16 protein-coding genes are annotated in these 21,866 nt (G+C 39.9%); 14 read left to right on the top strand and 2 right to left on the bottom strand.

What is annotated here, in order from left to right:
- Positions 1-37 precede the first annotated feature (37 nt).
- The 4 genes from BM086_RS01940 to BM086_RS01925 are packed head-to-tail and all read left to right on the top strand — an operon-like array spanning position 38 to position 5,914.
- Positions 38-2,746 carry a right-handed parallel beta-helix repeat-containing protein gene (locus tag BM086_RS01940; RefSeq protein ID WP_092322596.1) on the top strand — a complete coding sequence of 903 codons (2,709 nt, stop codon included), beginning with the start codon at positions 38-40 and terminating at the stop codon, positions 2,744-2,746.
- Positions 2,747-2,765: 19 nt separating this feature from the next.
- Positions 2,766-4,031 (top strand): hypothetical protein, encoded by a 1,266-nt coding sequence (locus BM086_RS01935; RefSeq protein WP_092322593.1) that lies wholly within the window; start codon positions 2,766-2,768, stop codon positions 4,029-4,031.
- A gap of 5 nt (positions 4,032-4,036) precedes the next feature.
- Positions 4,037-4,702 carry a DUF6320 domain-containing protein gene (locus BM086_RS01930; RefSeq protein WP_092322590.1) on the top strand — a complete coding sequence of 222 codons (666 nt, stop codon included), beginning with the start codon at positions 4,037-4,039 and terminating at the stop codon, positions 4,700-4,702.
- 18 nt (positions 4,703-4,720) lie between these two features.
- Positions 4,721-5,914, top strand: coding sequence for a pectin acetylesterase-family hydrolase (locus BM086_RS01925; RefSeq protein WP_092322587.1), 1,194 nt, complete (start codon positions 4,721-4,723; stop codon positions 5,912-5,914).
- A 64-nt stretch (positions 5,915-5,978) separates the two neighbouring features.
- Here BM086_RS01925 and BM086_RS20720 read toward each other — a convergent pair whose 3' ends face one another.
- Entirely contained in the window at positions 5,979-6,149 is a 171-nt protein-coding gene (locus tag BM086_RS20720) for a hypothetical protein (protein ID WP_175560059.1), read from the bottom strand.
- Positions 6,150-6,290: 141 nt separating this feature from the next.
- On the opposite strand from BM086_RS20720, the gene BM086_RS01920 reads away from it, so the two are divergent.
- The gene (locus BM086_RS01920) at positions 6,291-7,514 is read left to right on the top strand and encodes a hypothetical protein (protein ID WP_092322584.1); all 1,224 of its coding nucleotides are present in this window, start codon (positions 6,291-6,293) and stop codon (positions 7,512-7,514) included.
- 576 nt (positions 7,515-8,090) lie between these two features.
- Here the strand turns inward: BM086_RS01920 and BM086_RS01915 are convergent.
- A complete protein-coding gene (locus BM086_RS01915) occupies positions 8,091-8,384 on the bottom strand; it encodes a hypothetical protein (RefSeq protein WP_092322580.1) in 294 nt (97 codons plus the stop codon).
- Positions 8,385-8,496: 112 nt separating this feature from the next.
- Between BM086_RS01915 and BM086_RS01910 the strand changes: the two genes are divergently transcribed.
- From BM086_RS01910 to BM086_RS01870, 9 genes are all read left to right on the top strand, one after another.
- A complete protein-coding gene (locus BM086_RS01910) occupies positions 8,497-10,335 on the top strand; it encodes a carboxylesterase/lipase family protein (RefSeq protein WP_092322576.1) in 1,839 nt (612 codons plus the stop codon).
- 147 nt (positions 10,336-10,482) lie between these two features.
- A complete protein-coding gene (locus BM086_RS01905; RefSeq protein WP_092322573.1) occupies positions 10,483-11,190 on the top strand; it encodes a histidine phosphatase family protein in 708 nt (235 codons plus the stop codon).
- A 687-nt stretch (positions 11,191-11,877) separates the two neighbouring features.
- Positions 11,878-13,380, top strand: a complete 1,503-nt coding sequence (gene glpK, locus BM086_RS01900; RefSeq protein WP_092322571.1) for a glycerol kinase GlpK — start codon at positions 11,878-11,880, stop codon at positions 13,378-13,380.
- A gap of 121 nt (positions 13,381-13,501) precedes the next feature.
- A complete protein-coding gene (locus BM086_RS01895; RefSeq protein ID WP_092322568.1) occupies positions 13,502-14,941 on the top strand; it encodes an NAD(P)/FAD-dependent oxidoreductase in 1,440 nt (479 codons plus the stop codon).
- A gap of 5 nt (positions 14,942-14,946) precedes the next feature.
- Complete coding sequence (locus tag BM086_RS01890; protein WP_092322565.1) at positions 14,947-16,218, top strand: NAD(P)/FAD-dependent oxidoreductase; 1,272 nt, start codon at positions 14,947-14,949, stop codon at positions 16,216-16,218.
- A 30-nt stretch (positions 16,219-16,248) separates the two neighbouring features.
- A complete protein-coding gene (locus BM086_RS01885; RefSeq protein ID WP_092322562.1) occupies positions 16,249-16,614 on the top strand; it encodes a DUF1667 domain-containing protein in 366 nt (121 codons plus the stop codon).
- 382 nt (positions 16,615-16,996) lie between these two features.
- Positions 16,997-18,205 (top strand): GGDEF domain-containing protein, encoded by a 1,209-nt coding sequence (locus BM086_RS01880; RefSeq protein WP_175560058.1) that lies wholly within the window; start codon positions 16,997-16,999, stop codon positions 18,203-18,205.
- Positions 18,206-18,251: 46 nt separating this feature from the next.
- Positions 18,252-19,319 carry an RluA family pseudouridine synthase gene (locus BM086_RS01875; RefSeq protein WP_175560057.1) on the top strand — a complete coding sequence of 356 codons (1,068 nt, stop codon included), beginning with the start codon at positions 18,252-18,254 and terminating at the stop codon, positions 19,317-19,319.
- 65 nt (positions 19,320-19,384) lie between these two features.
- The gene (locus BM086_RS01870) at positions 19,385-21,853 is read left to right on the top strand and encodes an adenosine deaminase (RefSeq protein ID WP_092322553.1); all 2,469 of its coding nucleotides are present in this window, start codon (positions 19,385-19,387) and stop codon (positions 21,851-21,853) included.
- Positions 21,854-21,866: the final 13 nt, after the last annotated feature.

Here is a 21,866-nt window from a genome sequence, read left to right as displayed (position 1 = left end):
AAATTGATACAGGCTTTTTGTGCAAGGAGGGGATATTATGCAGATTTATGTAGCAGGGAATGTGCTTAGAAGCGGCGATGGAACCGTTGGACATCCTTTTAAGACAATCCAGGAAGCAGCCCAGATTGCCAGAGCGGGGGATACAGTTTTTGTAGGACCGGGCGTTTACAGAGAATGGGTTAGACCTGTTAATTCCGGGACGCAGGACAAACGTATTTCATTTATCAGCACCACAAGATCAGAAGCTGTTATCTCAGGAGCAGAGGAACTTAAGAACTGGGAAGCTTTTGAGAATATCTACAGGGTAAGAATACCCAATGAATTTTTTGGAAGCTACAACCCTTATGTTGATACTGTCAAGGGGGACTGGCTGGCAAATTCTGAAAATGCGCCTCATACCGGTGATATCTTTTTGAACGGCAGATCGATGTATGAGGTTTTTGATATTGGTAATTGTATGCATCCTCAGAAGGATAATCGTTCCTGGAATCCTGAGTTTACAGAGTTCGTCTGGTACACGGCGCAGGAAAACAATCAGACGGTTATCTATGCAAACTTCGGGGACAAGAATCCTAATGAAGAAAATGTTGAATTATCTGTGAGAAAAGCCTGCTTTTATCCGGAAAAGACAGGGCTTGATTATATTACGGTTTCCGGTTTTAGCATAAGATGCGCAGCTACGCAGTGGGCGCCTCCTACTGCAGTTCAGGAAGGCATGATAGGTCCAAACTGGTCTAAGGGCTGGATAATTGAAGACTGCGATATCTCTGAATCCAAGTGCAGCGGAATTTCTCTTGGCAAGTATTACCAGAAGGGGAATAACAATAAGTGGAGCCAGTTTAAGGTAAAAGACGGAACTCAGACTCAGAGAGAGACTGTCTGCCAGGCTGTCAATGAAGGCTGGGATAAAGAAACAGTGGGCTCACACATAGTAAGACGCTGCGATATCCATGATTGTGGACAGACCGGAATTGTCGGACACATGGGCGGTGCTTTCAGTATAATAGAAGATAATCATATTCATCATATAAATAATAAGCATAATCTTGCGGGAGCAGAGATAGGAGGCATCAAGCTTCATGCTGCCATTGATACAGTGATAAGGAGAAATCACATCGATCACTGCACCCGCGGAATATGGCTTGACTGGGAAGCTCAGGGAAGCAGGGTTACTCAGAATTTTTTGCATGACAACGTTCCACCTGTAGGGACAGTTATTGATTCGGGATTATCTCTTGGCGAAGATATTTTTATTGAGGTATCCCATGGACCTACACTGATTGATCATAACCTTCTTTTGTCGGATATTGCATGCAGGATCAGCACTCAGGGAATTGCATTTGTACATAATATAATCGCAGGTTCTTTTACCTATGTAGGAAAGGGCACAGACAACGGAAGCAAGAGGTTTGCTTCTGACAGATATACTCCGTACCATGTCCCACACTCAACTAAGATAGCGGGATTTATGACAATTCTTCACGGAGATGCAAGATTTTATAATAATATTTTTGTTCAAAAGACAGTCAGACCTGATCTTTTGGACTATTGCGTGGCAAGGAATCTTGATACTATAGATATGAATAATTTTATCTGTGGAACCTGCCCGTATAATAGCTATCCTTCTGCTGCCGAGTATTTTAAGACATTCCAGAATGGAAATAATTCTGAAAACGGCTCAAAGGATCACTACTATGACCATTTGCCTGTTTATATGGCTGGAAATGCTTATTTTAACGGAGCAAGGCCTTGTGAGAACGAGAAATGCCATGTGGACCTGGATCACAAGATAAGCTTTTATGTTGCAGAAGACGGCGGAAGATATACTCTTCATACGAATCTTTACGAATATCTTCCAAGAAACATCGCAACTATGGTAAACTCAGAAGTACTTGGAACTGCATTTGAGCCTGAACAGAGATTTGAGAATCCGGATGGGACAGAGATTGTTTTTGACAGGGATTACTTTGGGAGAAAAAGAGGTATTTTCCCTGTGGCAGGGCCTTTTGAAGAGTGCAATACTGACAGGTTTACGGTTCAGACTCCGGGCTTTGGCTCATACATGATAAGGCATGAGGAGAGAAAACGGATATCTGAGAAAAAGGGCATGGAAGATGAGCTTGAAGAGCTTACGCCTGATATGCAAAAAAACTTTGAAGAGCAAGTAAAGAGCGAAGAGCCAAATCTTGAAGAGATTCAGGAGCCCAATTTTACAATAGATGAAGATGAGTTTGAAAACGAGACAAGAGTAAGTAATGTTAATTCAAATATACTTCTTACAGGATGTGATGCTGCCGGGATAAAGTTCCCGTTTGAGGGAAATCTTTTCCAGGTAAGTGATATGTTTGTAAAGGGAAATGAAGTGTGGCTCTACGACAACATCAATGAAAAACTGGTTGAGCTTGACCTTGAATACGGCATTTACCGTAATCTCAAAAAGTGGTCTGTTGGAGCGCTTCAGTCACTTGACGTTTCAGATGACCCGAATATTGAGGGACTTGCAAGGACCGCAGGGACACTTCTGTGTATCCTTAGTAAGAGCATGGCTCACGATGCAGCAGATACCTGTGACACTATACAGACCAAGGTTAACAGCGGAATTGAGCCCAAGGGTATCAAGATGAGATTTACACCGAAGTACCTTAAATTCATTCACAATAAGAAGTTTATTACTCTTGAAGATGTAATTTACAGAATGAGCCGCAGCAGCATGGATGTTGTTACGGAAAGACTAGAAAATATATGATAAAAGGAACTTGAGTTTAATGGAGAGAAACAGAAATTGGTATAAGCTTGATAATGCAGCGAAGATTGTACCTTCCACAGCCAAGGGAGCTAATACCAGAGTATTCAGGCTGACATGTCAGTTAAAAGAAAAAGTAGATGAAGTTACACTTCAGAGGGCGCTTGATGAAATTATTGAAGAATTTCCTATTTTTAACTGCGTAATGCACAGAGGTATATTCTGGTATTATCTGGAAGACAGCAATCTGCGGGAAATCGTCAAGGAGGAGAATATTCCTGCCTGCTCGCCGCTTTATATCCCGGGGCACAAAAATCTTTTGTACAGAGTGAACTACTTTAATAACAGGATAAATCTTGAGATGTTCCATGTTCTTGCTGATGGAACGGGCGCTTTCATGTTCTTTAAGAATCTTTTGACAAGATATCTTGTTATAAAGCATGGAATAGATGCTGATATTAAGCCTACTGACGACTTTTCCATTGAGGAGAAAAATGTCGATGCCTTTACGGATTTTTACAGCAAGCAAAAGGGATTAAAGCAGCTTAAGGAAATGTCATCGATAAAGGCATATCAGCTCACAGGGGAACTGGATGAATACCTGCTTCCGCATTTATTGGAAGGAACTATTTCTGCAAAGAAGTTCCTGGAAATAGCTCATGAGAATAACACCACTGTCGGTGTAATGTGCGTAGCAGTTTATATCAAGGCTATAATCCAGGGAATGAACCGCATTCAGATGAGAAGGCATGTGGTGGTGAGTGTTCCTGTTAATTTAAGGCAGTACTTTAAATCCGGAACAAGCAGAAATTTCTTTGGCGTTATCAATATAGATTATGACCCGGCTGATTATGACGGTCAGCTTTCAAGCATTATCACAAAGGTTGATAAGGATTTTAAGGAAAAGCTCTCTCAGGAGAATATCGAAAAGACTATGAATTCATATTCGGCCCTTGAGAGGAATTTTGGAATAAAGATGATTCCACTTCCGCTTAAGGATCTGGGAATAGGATATTTTGACAGAACAGCCAAAAAAGGTGTCACAAGTTCTATGTCTAACCTGGGGCAAATCAAGATGCCGCCCGAAGTTGCAGACTATATAGAGGGCTTTAGCGCTTTCATGACTGCGGCAAGTCAGCAGATCACAGTCTGCTCTTACAATGACAGACTTACCTTTGGAGAGGCTTCTCCGTTTAAAACTCATAAGAGCATGCTTAATTTCTTTAGATGTCTTACAGAAATGGGGCTAGAGGTTGAGCTTGGAACTAATGATTATGATGAGGAGTGAACAAGATGCAATATTGCCCTAAATGTAAAGTAAAAATTCGTGGAAAGAAAAGCTGCTGCCCACTTTGTCAGGGACAGGTAAGAGAGATGGAAGGGGAGCTTGAAGCTTCTTTTCCTACTTTGAAAAAGAAAGTAATCAGTGATTTCACCCTTTTTAAGGTGAGCACATTTTTATTTATAGCAGCGGAGATTATTTTAGAGACGTTAAATATTCAGACTGGAGGGCAGCTACCTTTTATAGGGATATGTATGCTTGGATTTCTGGTGGCATGGGTAACTTTTGTAACAACACTTTATCTAAGGAATAATCCACTAAAGGTTATTACCTGGGAAGTGTTTGTTGCGATAGTGGTCGATGTCTATATCGATCTGAAAACCGGCTTTCGAGGTTGGAGCGTTCAGTGGATGGTGCCGGCTACGCTTTTCGGGCTGGCGATAGCAACTATTATCATAGCAAGAATAATGAAACTAAGGCTTGATGAATATATTCTGTATCTTATGCTTGATATCATTATGGCATTGTTACAGATTATTTTCATAAAAAATGGCATGAATACATTTACCTGGCCTGCTGTGATAGTGATAATGATATACCTGATACTTGTTGCAGCTCTTGTGATATTCAGATTTTCAGATTTAAAGAATGCATCTCAGAAGATGTTTAATATGTAGTAAAGGAAAGTATTGCGGTTGGGCTTAAAAGACAGACTTAATAAGGACAATTTCAAACGTGGCGTGGTTTTTGCTTCCAAAGTTGGGGATTTTGTCGAGAACAGGATTGGAAAAGCTATAGAAGATAGTAGTTTTAAGGCACCGGTGTTACCAGAGAATCCTGAGAAAATGAAGTGGTACAAGGTTCCGATAGAAAAAGGGCTTTCCGGTGACGGCTCGGAATATCACATTTATGTTAAGCTTGCTGATCCGGATAGACTTTGCATATTTCTTTCGGGTGGTGGTGTTGCCTACAATGAATATATGGCTGCAAGACCGGTTACAGGCGGCAAAGTTGCAGCAGGGCTTCCGAATTATTATTGGAACAACTTAAGGCCTTTTACCCAGATAATGAACATAAATGTGGGTATAACTGATATTTTTACTGATAAGAATCCATTCAGGGATTGGAGTTTTGTCGTAGTTACTTACGCTACGGGAGATTTTCATGTAGGAAATAGCGATTATCCATATATTGGTGAAGATGGCAAGGAGAGCGTACTTCATTTTCATGGGTACATTAACTTTTTGGAGAGTATGAAGGTGGCCAAAAAGCTTTTTGCAAATCCAAAAGCGCTTCTTATTGCCGGGAATTCTGCAGGGGCTTTTGCTGTGCCTGCTCTTGCGGGAGAAATTGTCGATGACTATTATCCGCATGTAAGGAACATTACTCTTTTCTCAGACAGCGGACAGCTTCTTTACAATAACTGGAGAAAGACAGCAAAGAAGCTATGGAATACGAAGGAAGATCTCTGGAAGAGTATTCACAGTGAAAATATAACTCTTGACTGGTACAAAGCGCTCTATGAAAAGTATGGCGACAGATTCAGATATCTTTATTCAAGTTCAATCTATGATTATCTGCTAAGTGCCTATTATAATGACATTATCAATAAGACGTACAAGACTGATCAGGATATACAGCAGGAGTTTTATAAGCAGCTCTGCGAGATGGTAAAAGAACTAAAGGCGCTTACGCCAAAGTTTGGAATGTTTATAGATGACTGGAAGATTCCGCTTATCACCATGGGCGGTACAGTTCATACAAGCGTCAGAGAGCCGCATTTTCTTTTGTTCAGTCAGGATGGGATTACTATGGCGAAATGGCTTAATGACGCGTGCGAAGGCAAGGTTTATGATGTGGGGATGAGTTTATTAGAGAATAAGGAGTAGAATGTGGAGCAATTTTCTATGAAATAAAAAAGCCGCCTATGTAAGGCGGCTGCAAGTTGTAGTGTTAGTTTACAAAGCATTCTTCAATAAGTGCTTCATATTCACCACGAAGTTCAGTGGGAATATCATATTCATCAAGTGCTTCAGCTACTGACCAGTGTTCATTGGTCATGGAGCGAAGGATGTTGCGTATAACCCTCAGATCCAGAGCTTCAATCTCTGCAACATTACTCATTTTCATACCCTCCTCATAACGAAATATAAAATATTTCTTAACTACAATATATTGTAGTACAAAAAAATATTGATACAAGTATTGACATTTTTATTGCGTTGGTTTTTGTTAAAAGTGCACAGAAAAAAGTGGGGGATTTTCATGAATATGGTGGCATTTGCTCTCATATTGTCAATTGTGGGGCTTGTTTCTTCGTTCTTTTTTATAGGTATAATTATTTCGATTGCAGCATTTGTGCTTAATGTCTTGAATTATAAAGACGAAAAATCGATAAGTACAGTGAGGTCACTTGCAATCTCTTTTGTTGGAATATTAATACCGATAATCATGTATTTGAATACTTATGGTTTTAGTCTTCCTTTTCAAAAGAATGAGAAACTTGGTATAGTAGCTCAAATTCTCTATGACAATTATTCTTCGTTTGGTGTGGATCTAAGTAAGGCTGTAGCAAGTGACTTGCCAAAAAAAGATGTTGCCAAGGCTGAAGATGACGCAGCTGACGAACAGGAAAGCGCTGATGTAGGGGAAGAGGAGATGCCTGAGAGCAAGGAAGATATGTCATCAGAAAACAGTGAAGAAGAAAACTCACCAGAAGAAAATACTGAAGAGACTGATAGTGAAGCTTCAGAAGATGGTGATACGTATAAGAAGAACAGCATCGATTATCCTGAGGGCAAGGATTTGGTAAAGGTTGATGCTGACAGCATATTTGAGAGCATAGATAGTTTGGATACTGCAGAAAATAATGGCTATGGCAGTTCCAGACAAGGCCCGTCAGATGATGATATGCCTTCCTATGGCGGAGTGCCTGTAGGAGTAATCATTGTGGGGCAGTATTTTAGAGAGGATGACCACAATTGTAATCCGGTTATTGTGCTAAGAAATGAAACAGGCAACAATTGCAGATTTGAATGTGTTTTTACCGCAAGAGATGAGAACGGTGATGAAATGGCTGTTTCGAATAAGACAGTTGAATCGGTAAAAAACGGAGCTCTTTTTGTTTTCGAAGGAAGGTTTGATAAAAATGAGCTTGGCGGCAAACTCCCTTCCATGTATGAATTTCTTTTATCAAAAAGAAATCCGTATGAAAATGATCTGTATGACGAAGTTATCGTGACGGGAGAGATTGAGGATACATCAGTTATTCTGACTGCGCAGAATACCAGCGATAAGAATGCTAAGGTGGATGCGTATGTTTTGTTTTTTGATGGAGAAGAGCTGGTTGACTGTATTTGGATGATTCCAAGGAATGCAGGAGAAGTGTGCATTGATCCCGGAAGTGCGGCGGCGATAAAGGGGGATGCATACTACAAGTTTACGAGGATTGAAACCTATTATACGGCGTATGAAGCTGTGAGCGAGTAGGGAAGGGGCGAGCAAATGGCCAAGCCTGCATGGGTGTAAAATTCATAAATGTTTGTGTTCGTCTGCGCGGTGATTTTCTAAAACTCAGCTTAAAAGAGAGTCCTCATTTCAGCGCTGTTCAAAACAATCGGACTCTCTTTTAAGCTTCGCTTTGAAAATCATCCTGCTCGTCCGAGAACTGCACATTTATGAATTTTTACACGCGTAGCAGACCCGCTGCGATTTTGCGCACAAGAAAGGATGTTGTGTGTGCGGTTCAATATAATCCTCTGAAGCAAATTACAGGTAATGCCAAGTTTGTTTTTATACTGTCTTGCGTTGAATGAATATTTGACGATGTAGACGTCGACAGATGAATATGCGCATGAATGGTGAGTTCTTTTATAAGAAAAACAAATAGATGCATCCATAGTGGAGAGCTTTTTATGAACAGAAATTTACTGTTTAATAAAAAAGGAACTGTTGATGATGAAAACAGTTCCTTGGAGAAGCAATAGTGAGATTGAGCACTTGTTAATGAATGGATATGAATGCTTGCTTTTTTAATTGTTTCGTGAGTATATGATTTACAGATGATTACATGTCAGGACTTCCGGTGTCGACCATCATGTTGATTGCTTCAAGCGCAACTTCATATATGGAGGCAAGGTCTTTTGCTCCTTCATCATCTTTCTCTGCAAGTTTACGATATTGTGTGAGGAAGTATAAGCGTGACTGTTCTATGGTCTGCTTTGAGATGACATGACCATTGCAGAAAATAGTGCCGGTCTCGGAGTTGTACTTGCCTGATGTGTATTTTGATCTTTGGGCGTCACCCATGCCCATTGATTTTGCAAGTGAATGAATGAGATCTTCTCTTCCTAGTGTCATAGCTGAGATTCTCCTTTGAGTATAATAAATGAAATTGAGATTAAGTTGTAACTATATTATATAACATTATTGGATGGAATTTCCAGTGAAGTTAGCAGAAATGGAGGTAAAAATGGGATATGTGATTTGGGTAAGTATTATAGGTGTTCTGTACATTGCCCTTTTGGAACTATCCAAGAATGTGATTGCGGGATGGATTGTCGGAGTAGTGGCGACTTTGGCCATGATTGTATATAGGCTGTTCTTTTACAAGAAGGGGAGTGGCGCTAAAAATCTTGTTTTAGCCATGGGGATTTTTGCTCTGGTTCTGGTAGTTACGTATGTAGTTACGGGACCACCAGTCAAAAGAGTTCCGGCAGTTGATAATAAGAATCCGGATGTAACTGATGTGGTAACCGTTAAGCAGGGAAAGGTGACAGGTGTGTACAATACAGATCATTCTGTGAAGGTCTATGCTGGCATTCCTTATGCAAAACCACCGGTAGGAGAGCTTAGATTTAAAGAACCTATGGAGCCTGATTCATGGGATGGAATAAGGGCGTGTGATAAATTTGGACCTATGGCTATGCAGACAAGAGGTTCTGTTTTATATGATTCTTTGTCTCATATTTTGGGATGGCATGATTATAAGGTTAAGTTTGGCGATGAGTATGTTGAAGAGGTGAGTGAAGACTGCCTTTATTTAAATATTTTTTCACCGGAAAAGAAAAGTGAAGAACTGCTGCCGGTTATCTTCTATATTCATGGGGGCTCACTTACAACAGGCCAGTCATCATATTCTGAGTACAGAGGTGAAGACCTTGCCCAAAAAGGCGTGGTATTTGTAAATTTTGCGTACAGACTTGGCGTGTTTGGTTATTATACAGCTGACGACCTCAAAGAAGAATCTCCAAATGGAACCACGGGGAATTATGGATTATTGGATCAGATTGCTGCGCTTAAGTGGGTTTATGATAACATTGAATCCTTTGGCGGAGATAAGACAAGAATCACAATTGCAGGTGAATCAGCCGGTGCTTCAAGTGTAAATGCGCTCTGTGTATCACCTTTGTCAGAAGGTCTTTTTAACTATGCTATTGCAGAATCAAGCTCAGTGCTTCAGAAAAAGCCTTTCCATACTTTCAGAAGTTATGAGGAAGCAGCAGAGACCGGCGCAGAAGTCAGGGCAGAATTTGGCGTGGCTTCTTCTGATGAACTTCGCAGTATTCCAGCTGAGAAACTGGTTCAGACAAAGACACAAAACTCAGCAATGACTTTAGATGGTTATGCGATAACTGAAATGCCTTATATTACTTATGAAAAGGGCAATAATCATGAGAAAGCTCTATTGAATGGCTTTAATGCTAAAGAGGCAGATGCATTTTTGCTGAGTACGAAGGCAACCAAAGATAATTATGAAGAACTTCTGGCAGAAGACATGGAGAATTATGCTCATGAGATGGCACAGGTAGTTCCTGCAGATTCTCCACAGAGAGATCAGTATTTTATCATAGATGCGTTAGGTGATGCTAAAGGCGCTCTCAACATAGCCTATAGTGCTATGTGGTTTACTTATTCGCATTATCTTTGGAACAACTACATGATAAAACAGGGAAGACCGGCTTTCGAATATTATTTCACCAAGAAAAACAATAGTCTTTCCAACTACCATGCAGGAGAATTGCCATATGCATATGGTAATTTATGGCGACATCCAGGGCTCTATGATGAAGAGGACTACAAACTATCTGAAATAATGCAGAGCTATTGGATAAACTTTGCAAAGACGGGTGATCCGAATGGCGATTTACTTGACGAAAACGGACAGCCAACAGGTGAAAAACTACCTTCATGGCTTCCAAGAACAGAGGAACAATCAAAACTTATACAGTTTGATACTGAGATAAAAATGATCGATGATCCAAATATGGAGATTTACAAGGTTATAGATAAATTCATGGATGCGCAGTGATTATTTCTTAATCCGTAGGAAATTGCTCAGTATTCATATGAAATAAAAACTATGCATTCTTGTGCAATAGGAATATGTTGCATAAATTAGGCAGCATCGGATTGAGAATGTCGGCAGCGACATTCATCTTACTACTTGGAGATTTATATGAGACTAATATTCATCAGGCATGGAGAACCAGATTACGCAAATGACTGTCTTACCGAGAATGGTAAAAAACAGGCTGAGAGCACTGCTGTAAGACTCAAGGATGAAGACATTACAGCGATATATTCTTCACCCATGGGACGTGCAAAAGAGACAGCATCATATACAGCTAAGAACCATGATATTCAGGTTGAAAACCTGGATTTTATGCATGAAATCAACTGGGGAGATAAGAATAAAAGTGCTGACTCTGCCAATAAACTTCCCTATGAGGGCCATCCATGGACTCTTGCTTACAGGGTTTTGACAGATGCAGACGAATGTGCTGAAAACATCAATTGGGCAGAACATCCATTTTTTAAAGATAACACATGCATGGATTTCTATGAAAAAATATCAACCGGTCTGGATGACTTACTGCAAAGATATGGCCTCGTCCGTAAAAACAAGCTTTATGAATGCATCGAGGAAAATGCTGATACAATCGCTCTATTTGCCCATGGCGGCTCAGGTGCAATTATGTTTTCGCATATCTTGAACCTTCCTTTTCCATTCGTGCTTACAACTATGCCTTATGGAGTATGTTCCGTCTCAATCATTAACTTCGATGGAAGAAAGGGAGAACTCGTAATTCCAAGACTTGAACTATTCAACGATATGGGGCATCTAGAACAATTCAAGGAAGAAAAACTGCATTTTGAAAAATAGTTCTACTGATATATGGCAAGGATGAAGACAATCTTATTCTTACTGTGGTGAGAACCGGCAAACATACTGATTTATTTAAGAACTATTAGAACATTTAAGACCGCCTTAACCAGCGGTCTTTTGTTTTATGGCGTAGAACAGTTTTACAAAAATACACACCAAAAATCACATACCCAATTTGTGACAAATCCACAAAAATACTCCAAATCAAAGGAAACTATTTAGAATAAGTTGAGTTTTTTAGCAAAAAAAGCTATCATATCATTGTGAAGAAACTACAAATGAAATAATAGTTTCATAATCGCGAAGCGATTGCATGGGCTAAAGATAGTGTACTGACTAGCTCATATTCAATCAAATAACTTGTATCTCAATTTCATATGCTGCGTCTGAAAATCTTGACAATGCCCGCATTGCCTGCGATTTATCATCCTTGCCTATGAAATGATCTACTTCGTTATTTGATTAAACATGAACAAGTCAGCACACTAGTGACTAATTGGGTTATGAATGTGCAGACGGGGCGATTTTAGACCTATGGAGAAAAGACAAATCCAATGATTTGGCTTTTCGGAATGTTCAGGGCTATGAGCAACGTTGCACATTCATACCCAATATAGTCACAATCCGCATTCCGTCCATGCCCCGTAGAGTTTAAAGCAAAATGATAGGGAGTTATAACGTAAGATGGCAAAATATGTAATGGCGTTGGATTCAGGCACCACCAGCAACAGATGTATCCTGTTTGATGAGAAGGGACAGATGATCAGTGTTGCTCAGAAAGAATTCACACAATTCTTTCCACAGCCCGGATGGGTTGAGCATGATGCAAGTGAAATATGGCAGACACAGCTTTCTGTAGCCCGTGAAGCCATGAACAAGATAGATGCAAGCTTTGAAGATATTGCTGCAATTGGAATTACCAACCAGCGTGAGACTGTTATTGTCTGGGACAGAAAGACCGGACAGCCAATCAGCAGAGCAATTGTGTGGCAGTGCCGCAGAACTGCTGATTTTGCAGAACAGATGAAAAAGGAAGTTCCCGGCATTGTTGAGAAATTCCAGCAAAAAACTGGACTTAAATTTGATCCATATTTCTCAGGAACTAAGATAAGATGGATTCTTGATAATGTTGAAGGAGCAAGAGAAAGAGCAGAAAAAGGAGAGCTTTGTTTTGGAACAGTTGATTCGTGGCTTATCTATAAGCTTACAAAAGGCGCTGTTCATGTAACAGACTATTCTAACGCATCGAGAACTCTTTTATTTAATATCAATACATTGGAATGGGATGAGGAACTGTGCGATTTATTAAAGATTCCTACATGTATGCTTCCTGAAGTTAAGCCTTCAAGCTACATTTACGGCGAGACAGATCCTGAGTTTTTCGGTGGCCCGATCAAGATTGCCGGCGCAGCAGGAGATCAGCAGGCAGCGTTGTTTGGTCAGACCTGCTTTTCAGAGGGCGATGCCAAGAATACCTATGGAACAGGCTGCTTTATGCTGATGAATACAGGTGATAAGCCTATTTTTTCCAAGAATGACCTGTTGACAACAATAGCATGGGGCATCAATGGCAAAGTTACTTATGCTCTGGAAGGTTCCGTATATGTTGCGGGTGCGGCAATACAGTGGCTTAGAGATGAACTTAGAGTAATCGATTCTGCTCCGGATTCAGAGTATTTTGCCACAAGAGTTAAAGATACAAACGGATGCTACGTTGTTCCTGCATTTACAGGACTTGGAGCTCCCTATTGGGATCCATATGCAAGAGGCGCGATTGTAGGTCTTACCCGTGGTGTAAATAAATACCACATTATAAGAGCAACACTTGAGTCACTGGCATTCCAGACATATGATGTACTCCATGCGATGGAGCTTGATACCGGTAAAAAGATAACGTCTCTTAGAGTGGACGGCGGTGCCTCCAAGAACGATTTCCTAATGCAGTTCCAGGCTGACATTATAAACACTAAGGTTATGAGACCAAGCTGCGTAGAGACAACAGCCCTTGGAGCAGCTTATCTTGCGGGATATGCAGTTGGATTCTGGAAGGATAAGGAAGATGTCTTAAATAACTGGTCAGTTGATACGATTTTTGAATCACTTATGAGCGATGAAAAAAGAGAACAGGAGATCAAGGGCTGGCAACAGGCGGTTGCGTCAACAAGAGGCTGGGCAAAAGAGAATTAAAGGCTTTTCAATAAATTGGGTTGATATAGTAATAGGTAATTAGTGTACCGCAAATGACTATTTTTATTTTGACAATAATCATTACTACAGTATGCAGTAATTACCGGATGGGAGTTATAAAATGTACGATGTAATAGTTATAGGAGCAGGCGTTTCAGGATGCGCAGTAGCCAGATGGCTTTCACGTTATGAACTAAATGTCTGTGTTTTGGAAAAATGTGAGGATGTCTGTGAGGGAACTTCTAAGGCAAATTCAGCTATTGTTCATGCAGGATTTGATGCAGATGAAGGTTCGCTTATGGCAAAACTCAATGTTCGCGGCAATGAAATGATGGACGACCTTGCCAAAGATCTTGATATTCCATTTAAGAGAAATGGTTCGATGGTAGTTTGTATCCATAAAGATGAACTTGACGGACTTAAGGTTCTCTATGAAAGAGGCGTTAAGAATGGTGTAAAGGGTCTTAAGCTTTTGTCTAAGGAAGAAGTTCTTGAACTTGAGCCAAATCTTTCTGAGAACGTTGAAGGAGCTCTTTTGGCACCGACAGGAGGAATTATCTGTCCGTTTGAGCTTACTATCGCAATGGCTGAAAATGCCAATGAAAACGGCGTTGAGTTCAGATTTAACACAAGAGTGGAAGATATTAAAAAGGGCGAAGATGGCTTATGGCATCTTAGAACAAACAATGGCGAGTACAAGGCCAAATATGTTGTTAATGCGGCAGGCGTTTATGCAGATAAGATTCACAACATGGTAAGCGCTGACAAGATGCATATCATTGAAAGAAGAGGCGACTATTGTCTTTTGGATAAAGAAGTTGGTGGACATGTGTCGCACACTATTTTCCCTCAGCCTACAAAGTATGGAAAGGGCGTTCTTGTAACTCCTACAGTTCACGGAAATTTACTTGTTGGTCCTACTGCTATCGATATTGAGAATAAAGAGGGGACAGCTACAACTGCAGAGGGAATAGATGCTCTTACAGCCAAGGCTTCTGAGAATGTAAGAAATCTTCCTATGCGAAATGTCATTACTTCTTTTGCCGGACTTCGTGCGCATCTTGAACAGCACGAATTTGTCATCGGTGAAGTAAAGGATGCGCCTTGCTTTATTGATGTGGCAGGAATTGAATCACCGGGACTATCAGCATCTCCTGCAATCGGTGAGATGGTAAGTGAGATGTTAAAAGAGAAGATGTCTCTTAAGGAAAAAGAAAATTGGATCTCAACAAGAAAAGGCATTACACGTACTGAAGGCCTTTCAATTGAAGAGATGAATGCTCTTATAAAAGAAAATCCTGCATATGGCACAATAGTATGCAGATGTGAGTCTATTACAGAAGGCGAGATACTTGATGCAATTCATCGCCCGCTTGGCGCAAGATCTTTGGATGGTGTAAAGCGCAGAACAAGAGCCGGAATGGGAAGATGTCAGGCAGGCTTTTGCTCACCAAGAACAATGGATATTTTAAGTCGTGAACTGGGTCTTTCTTATGAAGAGATCACGAAGAGCGGCGGAAAATCAAACATTGTAATAGAAAGAACCAAAGGGGAGGTGTAAAGGCCATGAAGACATACGATATAGTTATAGTTGGCGGTGGTCCTGCAGGCCTCGCAGCAGCAGTGGCTGCAAAAGAAGCTGGAAATGACAGCATTTTGATATTGGAAAGAGATCATGAACTTGGTGGTATATTAAATCAGTGCATTCACAACGGTTTTGGACTTCATACATTTAAGGAAGAACTTACAGGACCTGAGTATGCTTATAGATTTATCAAACAGGTTCTTGACCTTGGCATAGAGTACAAGCTAAATACAATGGTAATGGATATTTCTGCTGAAAAAATAGTTACAGCAATGAACAGAGAAGATGGCATGTTCCAGATTCCTGCAAAGGCAGTAATCCTTGCTATGGGATGCAGAGAAAGGTCACGTGGAGCGCTTAATATTCCCGGCTACAGACCGGCAGGCATTTTTTCTGCGGGAACAGCTCAGAGACTTGTGAATATTGAAGGATATATGCCCGGAAGAGAAGTGGTTATCCTTGGATCAGGTGACATTGGACTTATCATGGCCAGGAGAATGACTCTTGAAGGAGCGAAGGTCAAGGTTGTAGCAGAGCTGATGCCTTATTCCGGCGGACTTAAGAGAAACATTGTTCAGTGTCTTGATGACTATGGTATTCCGCTTAAGCTTTCACATACTGTAGTAGATATTGAGGGAAAAGAGCATGTTAAGGCAGTTACAATCGCTGAGGTTGGCCCTGACAGAAAGCCAATTCCTGGAACTGAAGAAAGATACACCTGTGATACACTTCTTTTATCCTGTGGTCTTATCCCTGAAAATGAGCTGTCAAGAGCGGCAGGCGTTAAGATGAGCACAGTTACATCAGGACCTATTGTTAATGAGTCCCTTGAAACAAATATTCCTGGAGTATTTGCGTGTGGAAATGTTCTTCACGTTCATGACCTCGTGGACTATGTTTCAGAAGAGGCAAAGAGAGCAGGTCAGAATGCTGTTAAGTATATAAATGATGGCTGTAAATTACCTGCTGCCGAAGATAAAGTTATCGAAGTAACAGCTACAGAGGGCGCAAGATACACTGTTCCAAGCACAATCAATGTGGACAGAATGGATGACCTTCTCACAGTAAGATTCAGAGTAGGTGATGTTTATAAGAATTCTTTTGTCAGCGTGTACTTTGATGATGAGCGCATCATGCACAACCAGAAAAGAATCCTTGCCCCGGGCGAAATGGAGCAGATAGTATTAAGAAAATCTCAGCTTCAGGAACATGAAGGACTTAAGAAGATAACAGTTAAGATTGAAAAAGAGTAATGAGACATATCTTTACAAGGAGATATTTAGATGGAAAAGAGAGAACTAACATGCATTGGATGCCCAATGGGATGCATGCTTACCGTATCCATGGAAAATGGTGAAGTTGTTGAAGTGGCCGGAAATACATGCCCAAAGGGTGATATATATGCCAGAAAAGAAGTTGTAAATCCAACCCGAATAGTAACAAGTACAGTGAAAATTTCAGGCGGCGACAAGGAAAGAGTATCATGCAAGACTGCCAGCGATATTCCTAAGGATAAGATTTTTGAAGTTATGAAGGATATCGATGGAGCGCTGGTAAAAGCCCCTGTACACATCGGAGATATTCTTATTCAAGATGTAGCCGGAACGGGTGTTGACGTTATCGCTACAAGAAATATTGAGATAGCATAATTGTAAAAAAGAACAATCCCTGAACTCAATTTTACTATGAGTTTTTAAGGAATTGTTCTTTTTCTTTTTATTTGCGTATATTATTGGTCTGAATTACAATGATATTATGGAAAATATGCAAATAAAAAATAGCCATAGAAGATATAAAAATGAGGTCGAAGATGGAAACTATATTAGTCAAAAACAATATCTGACATCTGCGACTGGCTTAGCGTGTGTTCATTTGGCCTTTGAGGTATTTTACATCTGGATCGGGTGCGTTCCACTTGCTGTTTTCAATGTTTTCAGCATTTTGGCTTATGTGTTATACTCATTAACGTGTTCGTAAAAATGTCGATGGCGACATTTATATTAAATCGTTAGTATGTGGGAGAATAATAACATGAATATGATTCCGCTGGAATATCAGATAAAGCCTTTTATTTTACTTATCTTGCTGGTATGTCTTATTTCATTAAATATCATTTATTTCAAATGTAATGAAAGCATAGGAAATAAGCGCGAAGTAAGAGCTTTTAAGGGAATGCTTGTGTCTTTTATGGTTTATTGTTTTGAGGACATAAGACTTCTTATTGGCGATGACTTTTATACACTTTTTCCTCCGGTTATTGTATGTTTCATAATAGCTGTGGGATTTGGCGCGATGTCTTTTGCGTGTTATTTCTGGTTCCTTCATGTATACGCAAGCCTTCATATTTCCTCAAAGTTTGTGAGCAAAAACAAATTTAGTTTTTTGACTATACTTATCAATCTTCCTCTATTTATCTGTCTTGTCCTTTTGTTTACACCTCTTCATGTCTATGTTTTCGAATTGACAGATACGATAGCTGTGTTTAAACCTATGATGGGCTTTATTCTTTTGATGGATTATATATATCTTATTTCTGCGACTGCGATTTCAATCTATAACAGGAGTAAGGCAAGGACAAAGCCTGAAAAGAGAAAATACAGCAGCCAGATATTATTTATTCTTTTCTTTACTATAAGTGGTATTTTGATCGGCTTCTTATTAAATCTTCCTGCTATAGAGCTTTGTGTAATTCCTGTTGTGTTAAAACTTTTTGTTGAACTTCAGGATTCTCAGATCTACACGGATGCGCTTACCAAGCTCTATAACAGAAGGCGCATGACGGAGTTCATGACTGAGGAGATAGCTACCTGCAGTGAAGCAAATCCCTTGACTGTAATAATGGTTGATCTTGATTATTTCAAGAGTATTAATGATATACTTGGGCATGATGAAGGTGATAAGGCTCTGATCGCATTTTCAGGGGCTTTGAGGGAAATACTTCTTTCAAAAGATGCGGTAGCTGCAAGATGGGGTGGCGACGAATTTGTTGTTGCAGGAAAAGAGAAAGAACTTTCTGATAATTTTAGAGAATGGCTTTCTGATGCGCTAAAAGACAATAAAACAATAAATTATGAGCTTTTGTTTAGTACGGGAGCATACGTATGTACTACTCCGGGGATGACTTGCGAGCAGGTCTTAAAGCAGGCGGATGATGTTTTGTATAAAGACAAAGAAGAAAGACATAAGAATACCGGCGATTATGTCAGTAAACTTATGGCTGTAAAAAATAATGGAAAGTAAATCTGTGTATATTATGTGGGATTGTCCGAGCACATTGCGTTTAACGATGACATTACTTTTGACATTGACATCATATAACACGCAGATAAGTAATAATAATTTTGTTATGGATATGAGTTTTAGAGAATTAAGATACAAGGTTTCTTTCGCTGAAAATGCGGAAGATGTAATTACAGCAGGGGAGATAATGCGGGATATAATGCATTTATCAAGCCGTGAGGTGAGCAGATGTAAGAAGTTTTCTGATGGTGTTATGGTAATCAGAAACGCAGAAAATGAAGTAATAGATAGCGATACAATAAATCAAAAAAGTAGTTTTGCAATAGATGAATTACGTGAAGCAAGTAATAAAAAAATGCTTCCCATAAGGCTCATCGACAATCTTTTTCCGGGCGATGAATTGATAGTCAGAGTATATGAAGACAATGAAAATGCAGGAGATATTGTTCCTGTGGATGGACCAATTGAAGTAGTTTATGAGGACGAGGATCTTATAGTTTTAAATAAGCCCGGTGATATGGTGGTTCACCCGTCCTATGCGCATTACCGGGATTCTCTGAGCAATTATCTTGCAGGATATTTTGAAAAGACTGGGCAAAATCATGTTATCAGAACTATAGGACGTCTTGACCGTGAAACTTCAGGACTGGTTATTTTTGCCAAGAACAGGCATAGCGCAGCTCTTTTATCCAAGCAAAAAGAAAACATGTCAAGGCGAAAGGAATATCTTGCCCTGTGTCAGGGAGTTTTTGAGGTTTCTGATGGGACAATTAATGCCCCCATTGAGAGAAAAGAAAATGACCGCATGATAAGGGAAGTTAATCCGAATGGAAAAGAAGCAATCACTCACTATCATGTGGAAAAGCAGTATGATGATTATGCCTTGGTGCGCCTTAAACTTGACACCGGCCGCACACATCAGATAAGGGTTCATATGTCCTATATCGGGCATCCTTTACTTGGGGACAATTTTTACGGAAAAGAGATTGAAGATAATCATGGCATGACAAGGGCTGCTCTGCATGCAGGCTATATCGAATTTGCACAGCCTATCTCAGGAGAAATAATAAAGCTGAAATCAATGCTGCCATCAGATATGCAGAATTTGGTCTAGAAGCTTACAGATAAATTTTATGGCTTCGATAAAATTTTTGTTCTATCGGATTAAAAGAGGTTAAGATGACTTATTTTACTTTTTTCTTTTTGGATAATGAAAAGGATATAGTGGTTGACGTATATAGAGAGCTGGACAGACTTTTCTTTTGCCTGTCAACGCCAAACCATCATACCGGAAATTTGATAAGAAATCTTGCGGCTACCTGTAATGAACCTCTTACGCAGGATGAGAATGGCATGTTGGTCATAAAGGGAGAGATTCCCTGTTATATCGATGCAAATTGCGAGGAGATATATCTTTTCAGACTTGGGAATATTAAAGTGGCTTCAATTCATACGGATGGGACAGTAGAAGTAACTGCGCAGGTTCCGGCAATTGCCAAGACGCTTATGAGCCAGACCAAGGACTATCAGCTGGATATTTCGAAGACTATCTTTAAGACCTATATTAAAAAAGAACTCAAATTCAGGGGTGATCTTCACACACATATGAATGGCAATCTTCCTGCTGATATTCTTATAGCCCTTGGAATTTACCATCAGATACGATACCCGCTTTATTATGTAAAAAAACTTGACTTAAAGCTTACTCAGACTCAGTGGGCGAAGGTTAATATACAGCGTGAAAAGGTAGCAAGGCAGTTTATTACATCTGAGTTAAAAGGAAAATATCTGAACAGAAAAATTGATGACAATACGTTTATAAATTTTGCAGATTTAATTCTTAATAACCTTGATAATGCCGAGCTTAATATAGTGAAAATTCGCGGTTCACTGGGTATAATCAGGGACGGACAGGCGGTATTTACGAATCTTGAAAAAGTGTATCTTTACAGATATGTCTTTGCGAAGGGAAAAGAAAGCGAAGATAAGATAAATATCTCCAACGTGTATCAGATACCGGATGAGGAAGTAAAGGGCGCGCTTATTCAGATGCTGATAGACAAGGAAAATCCTGATTATTGCAACAATACTATTTTTCAGGATAAGCTTTTATGGATTGCGAGAAACTATAAGAGGCAGGGTGTTGAGTACGCTGAAATAAGCGATACAACTCTTGTAAAAAAATATGAATCGATTGAAATGCTAAGACAGGTTCACGAGGTGATGCCAAGTATCTACAGAGATACAGGGGTTATGATTCGTTTCCTTGCAGCTATGCGAAGGATTCCGCTGACCATTATTAAGGATGCAGTGACTCCTTCAAACTATCTGGAAGAGAATCTGGAAGTGTTAAAGGCAACTTCCCTTGATCCTTATGTTGCAGGCTGTGATTTTGTGGGTGAGGAGATAAATGATATCATCACACTTAAGCCTGTCTTTGAGGAAATAGTGAAAATTGCAGCTAAAGATCCGACTTTTGTTATCCGCGTTCATGCTGGAGAAAATGACAGCCAGAAGGATAATATTTCTCACAGCATAGAGTGCGTAAAAGAAAGCCTTGCTCCTTCACAGCCTATGCCAAGAATGCGTCTGGGACATGGACTTTATACTTATAGCCTTAAGTCACAGAAAGGACGAAAGGTTTTAAAAGAACTTAAAGAAAACAATGTGGTTCTTGAGTTCCAGATAACAAGTAACGTGCGCCTTAATAACCTCAATTCTTTGGATAAGCATCCGTTAAAAGAATATTTAAAGCACGGGATCAAATGCGTACAGGGCACAGATGGAGCGGCTTTGTACGGAACATCTTCCATGGATGAACAGCTATCTTTGGAAAAAATGCTGGGGCTTTCTGAGGATGAGATGAGGCTCATGCGTCAGACAGAGAAATCAATCATAGAAAAGAGCAGGGAAGCATATTCTTTAAAAAAGGCTAAATATGCAGAACTTCTTGCAGGAAGAGACATGGAAGAAGTTCTTTTGGAAAAGATGCAGACTGTTAAGATTTCGTCCAAAGGCAAAAAACAGGTTGGAAAACTTGATGCAAACAGGGAATTTAAGGAAGAAATCTCTGAGATTGAGTGGGACAGACTGCCAATCGTGCTCCTTGGAGGTAGTTTTAATACTGAAAACAGAGCAACAAGAGTTACACCGGAAGGCGCAAGACAGCTGGATAACCTTCTTGAATTTTTAAATCCGGATGAGGTGTGCTTTGTAATAGGTCATAAACTTTCAGGATATGAGAAATATCTTATTGAGCATAATGATAAGAAGTTCAGAATTTATGCGGTAGTTCCCGCTCTTGTAACTCAAAGCGAAGTTGACAAGCTAAAAAAAGCCGGAGTGCTTATAAGGGTTTCCATAGAATCCATGGGAATGGGAATATATAAGAGTTTTAACTATGAGATATTTGAAAGACGTCCATCGCTGCTTATAGCTTTTGACGGTAATAGTGCTGCTGCAAATCTTATTCAGGAAGCCAGAAACGGGAAAGGGAGGTCTGCGATATGTGTCTGGAGCCATTCCAAGACTCTTCGCCAGAAAGCGGAATCTCTTCAGGGATACGTATACTTATTTGATGAAGAAAAAACGCTGGTGAGACTTTTGATGTGGCTTCAAAAAGAGTTTCAGACTGACAAAAATGTTTAATAAAAAGATAAAG

It is taken from the genome of Butyrivibrio sp. YAB3001, assembly GCF_900112195.1.
Classification (GTDB): domain Bacteria; phylum Bacillota; class Clostridia; order Lachnospirales; family Lachnospiraceae; genus Butyrivibrio.
Note: the sequence above shows the minus strand (reverse complement) of the source record. Positions and strands in the feature narration are given on the sequence as shown.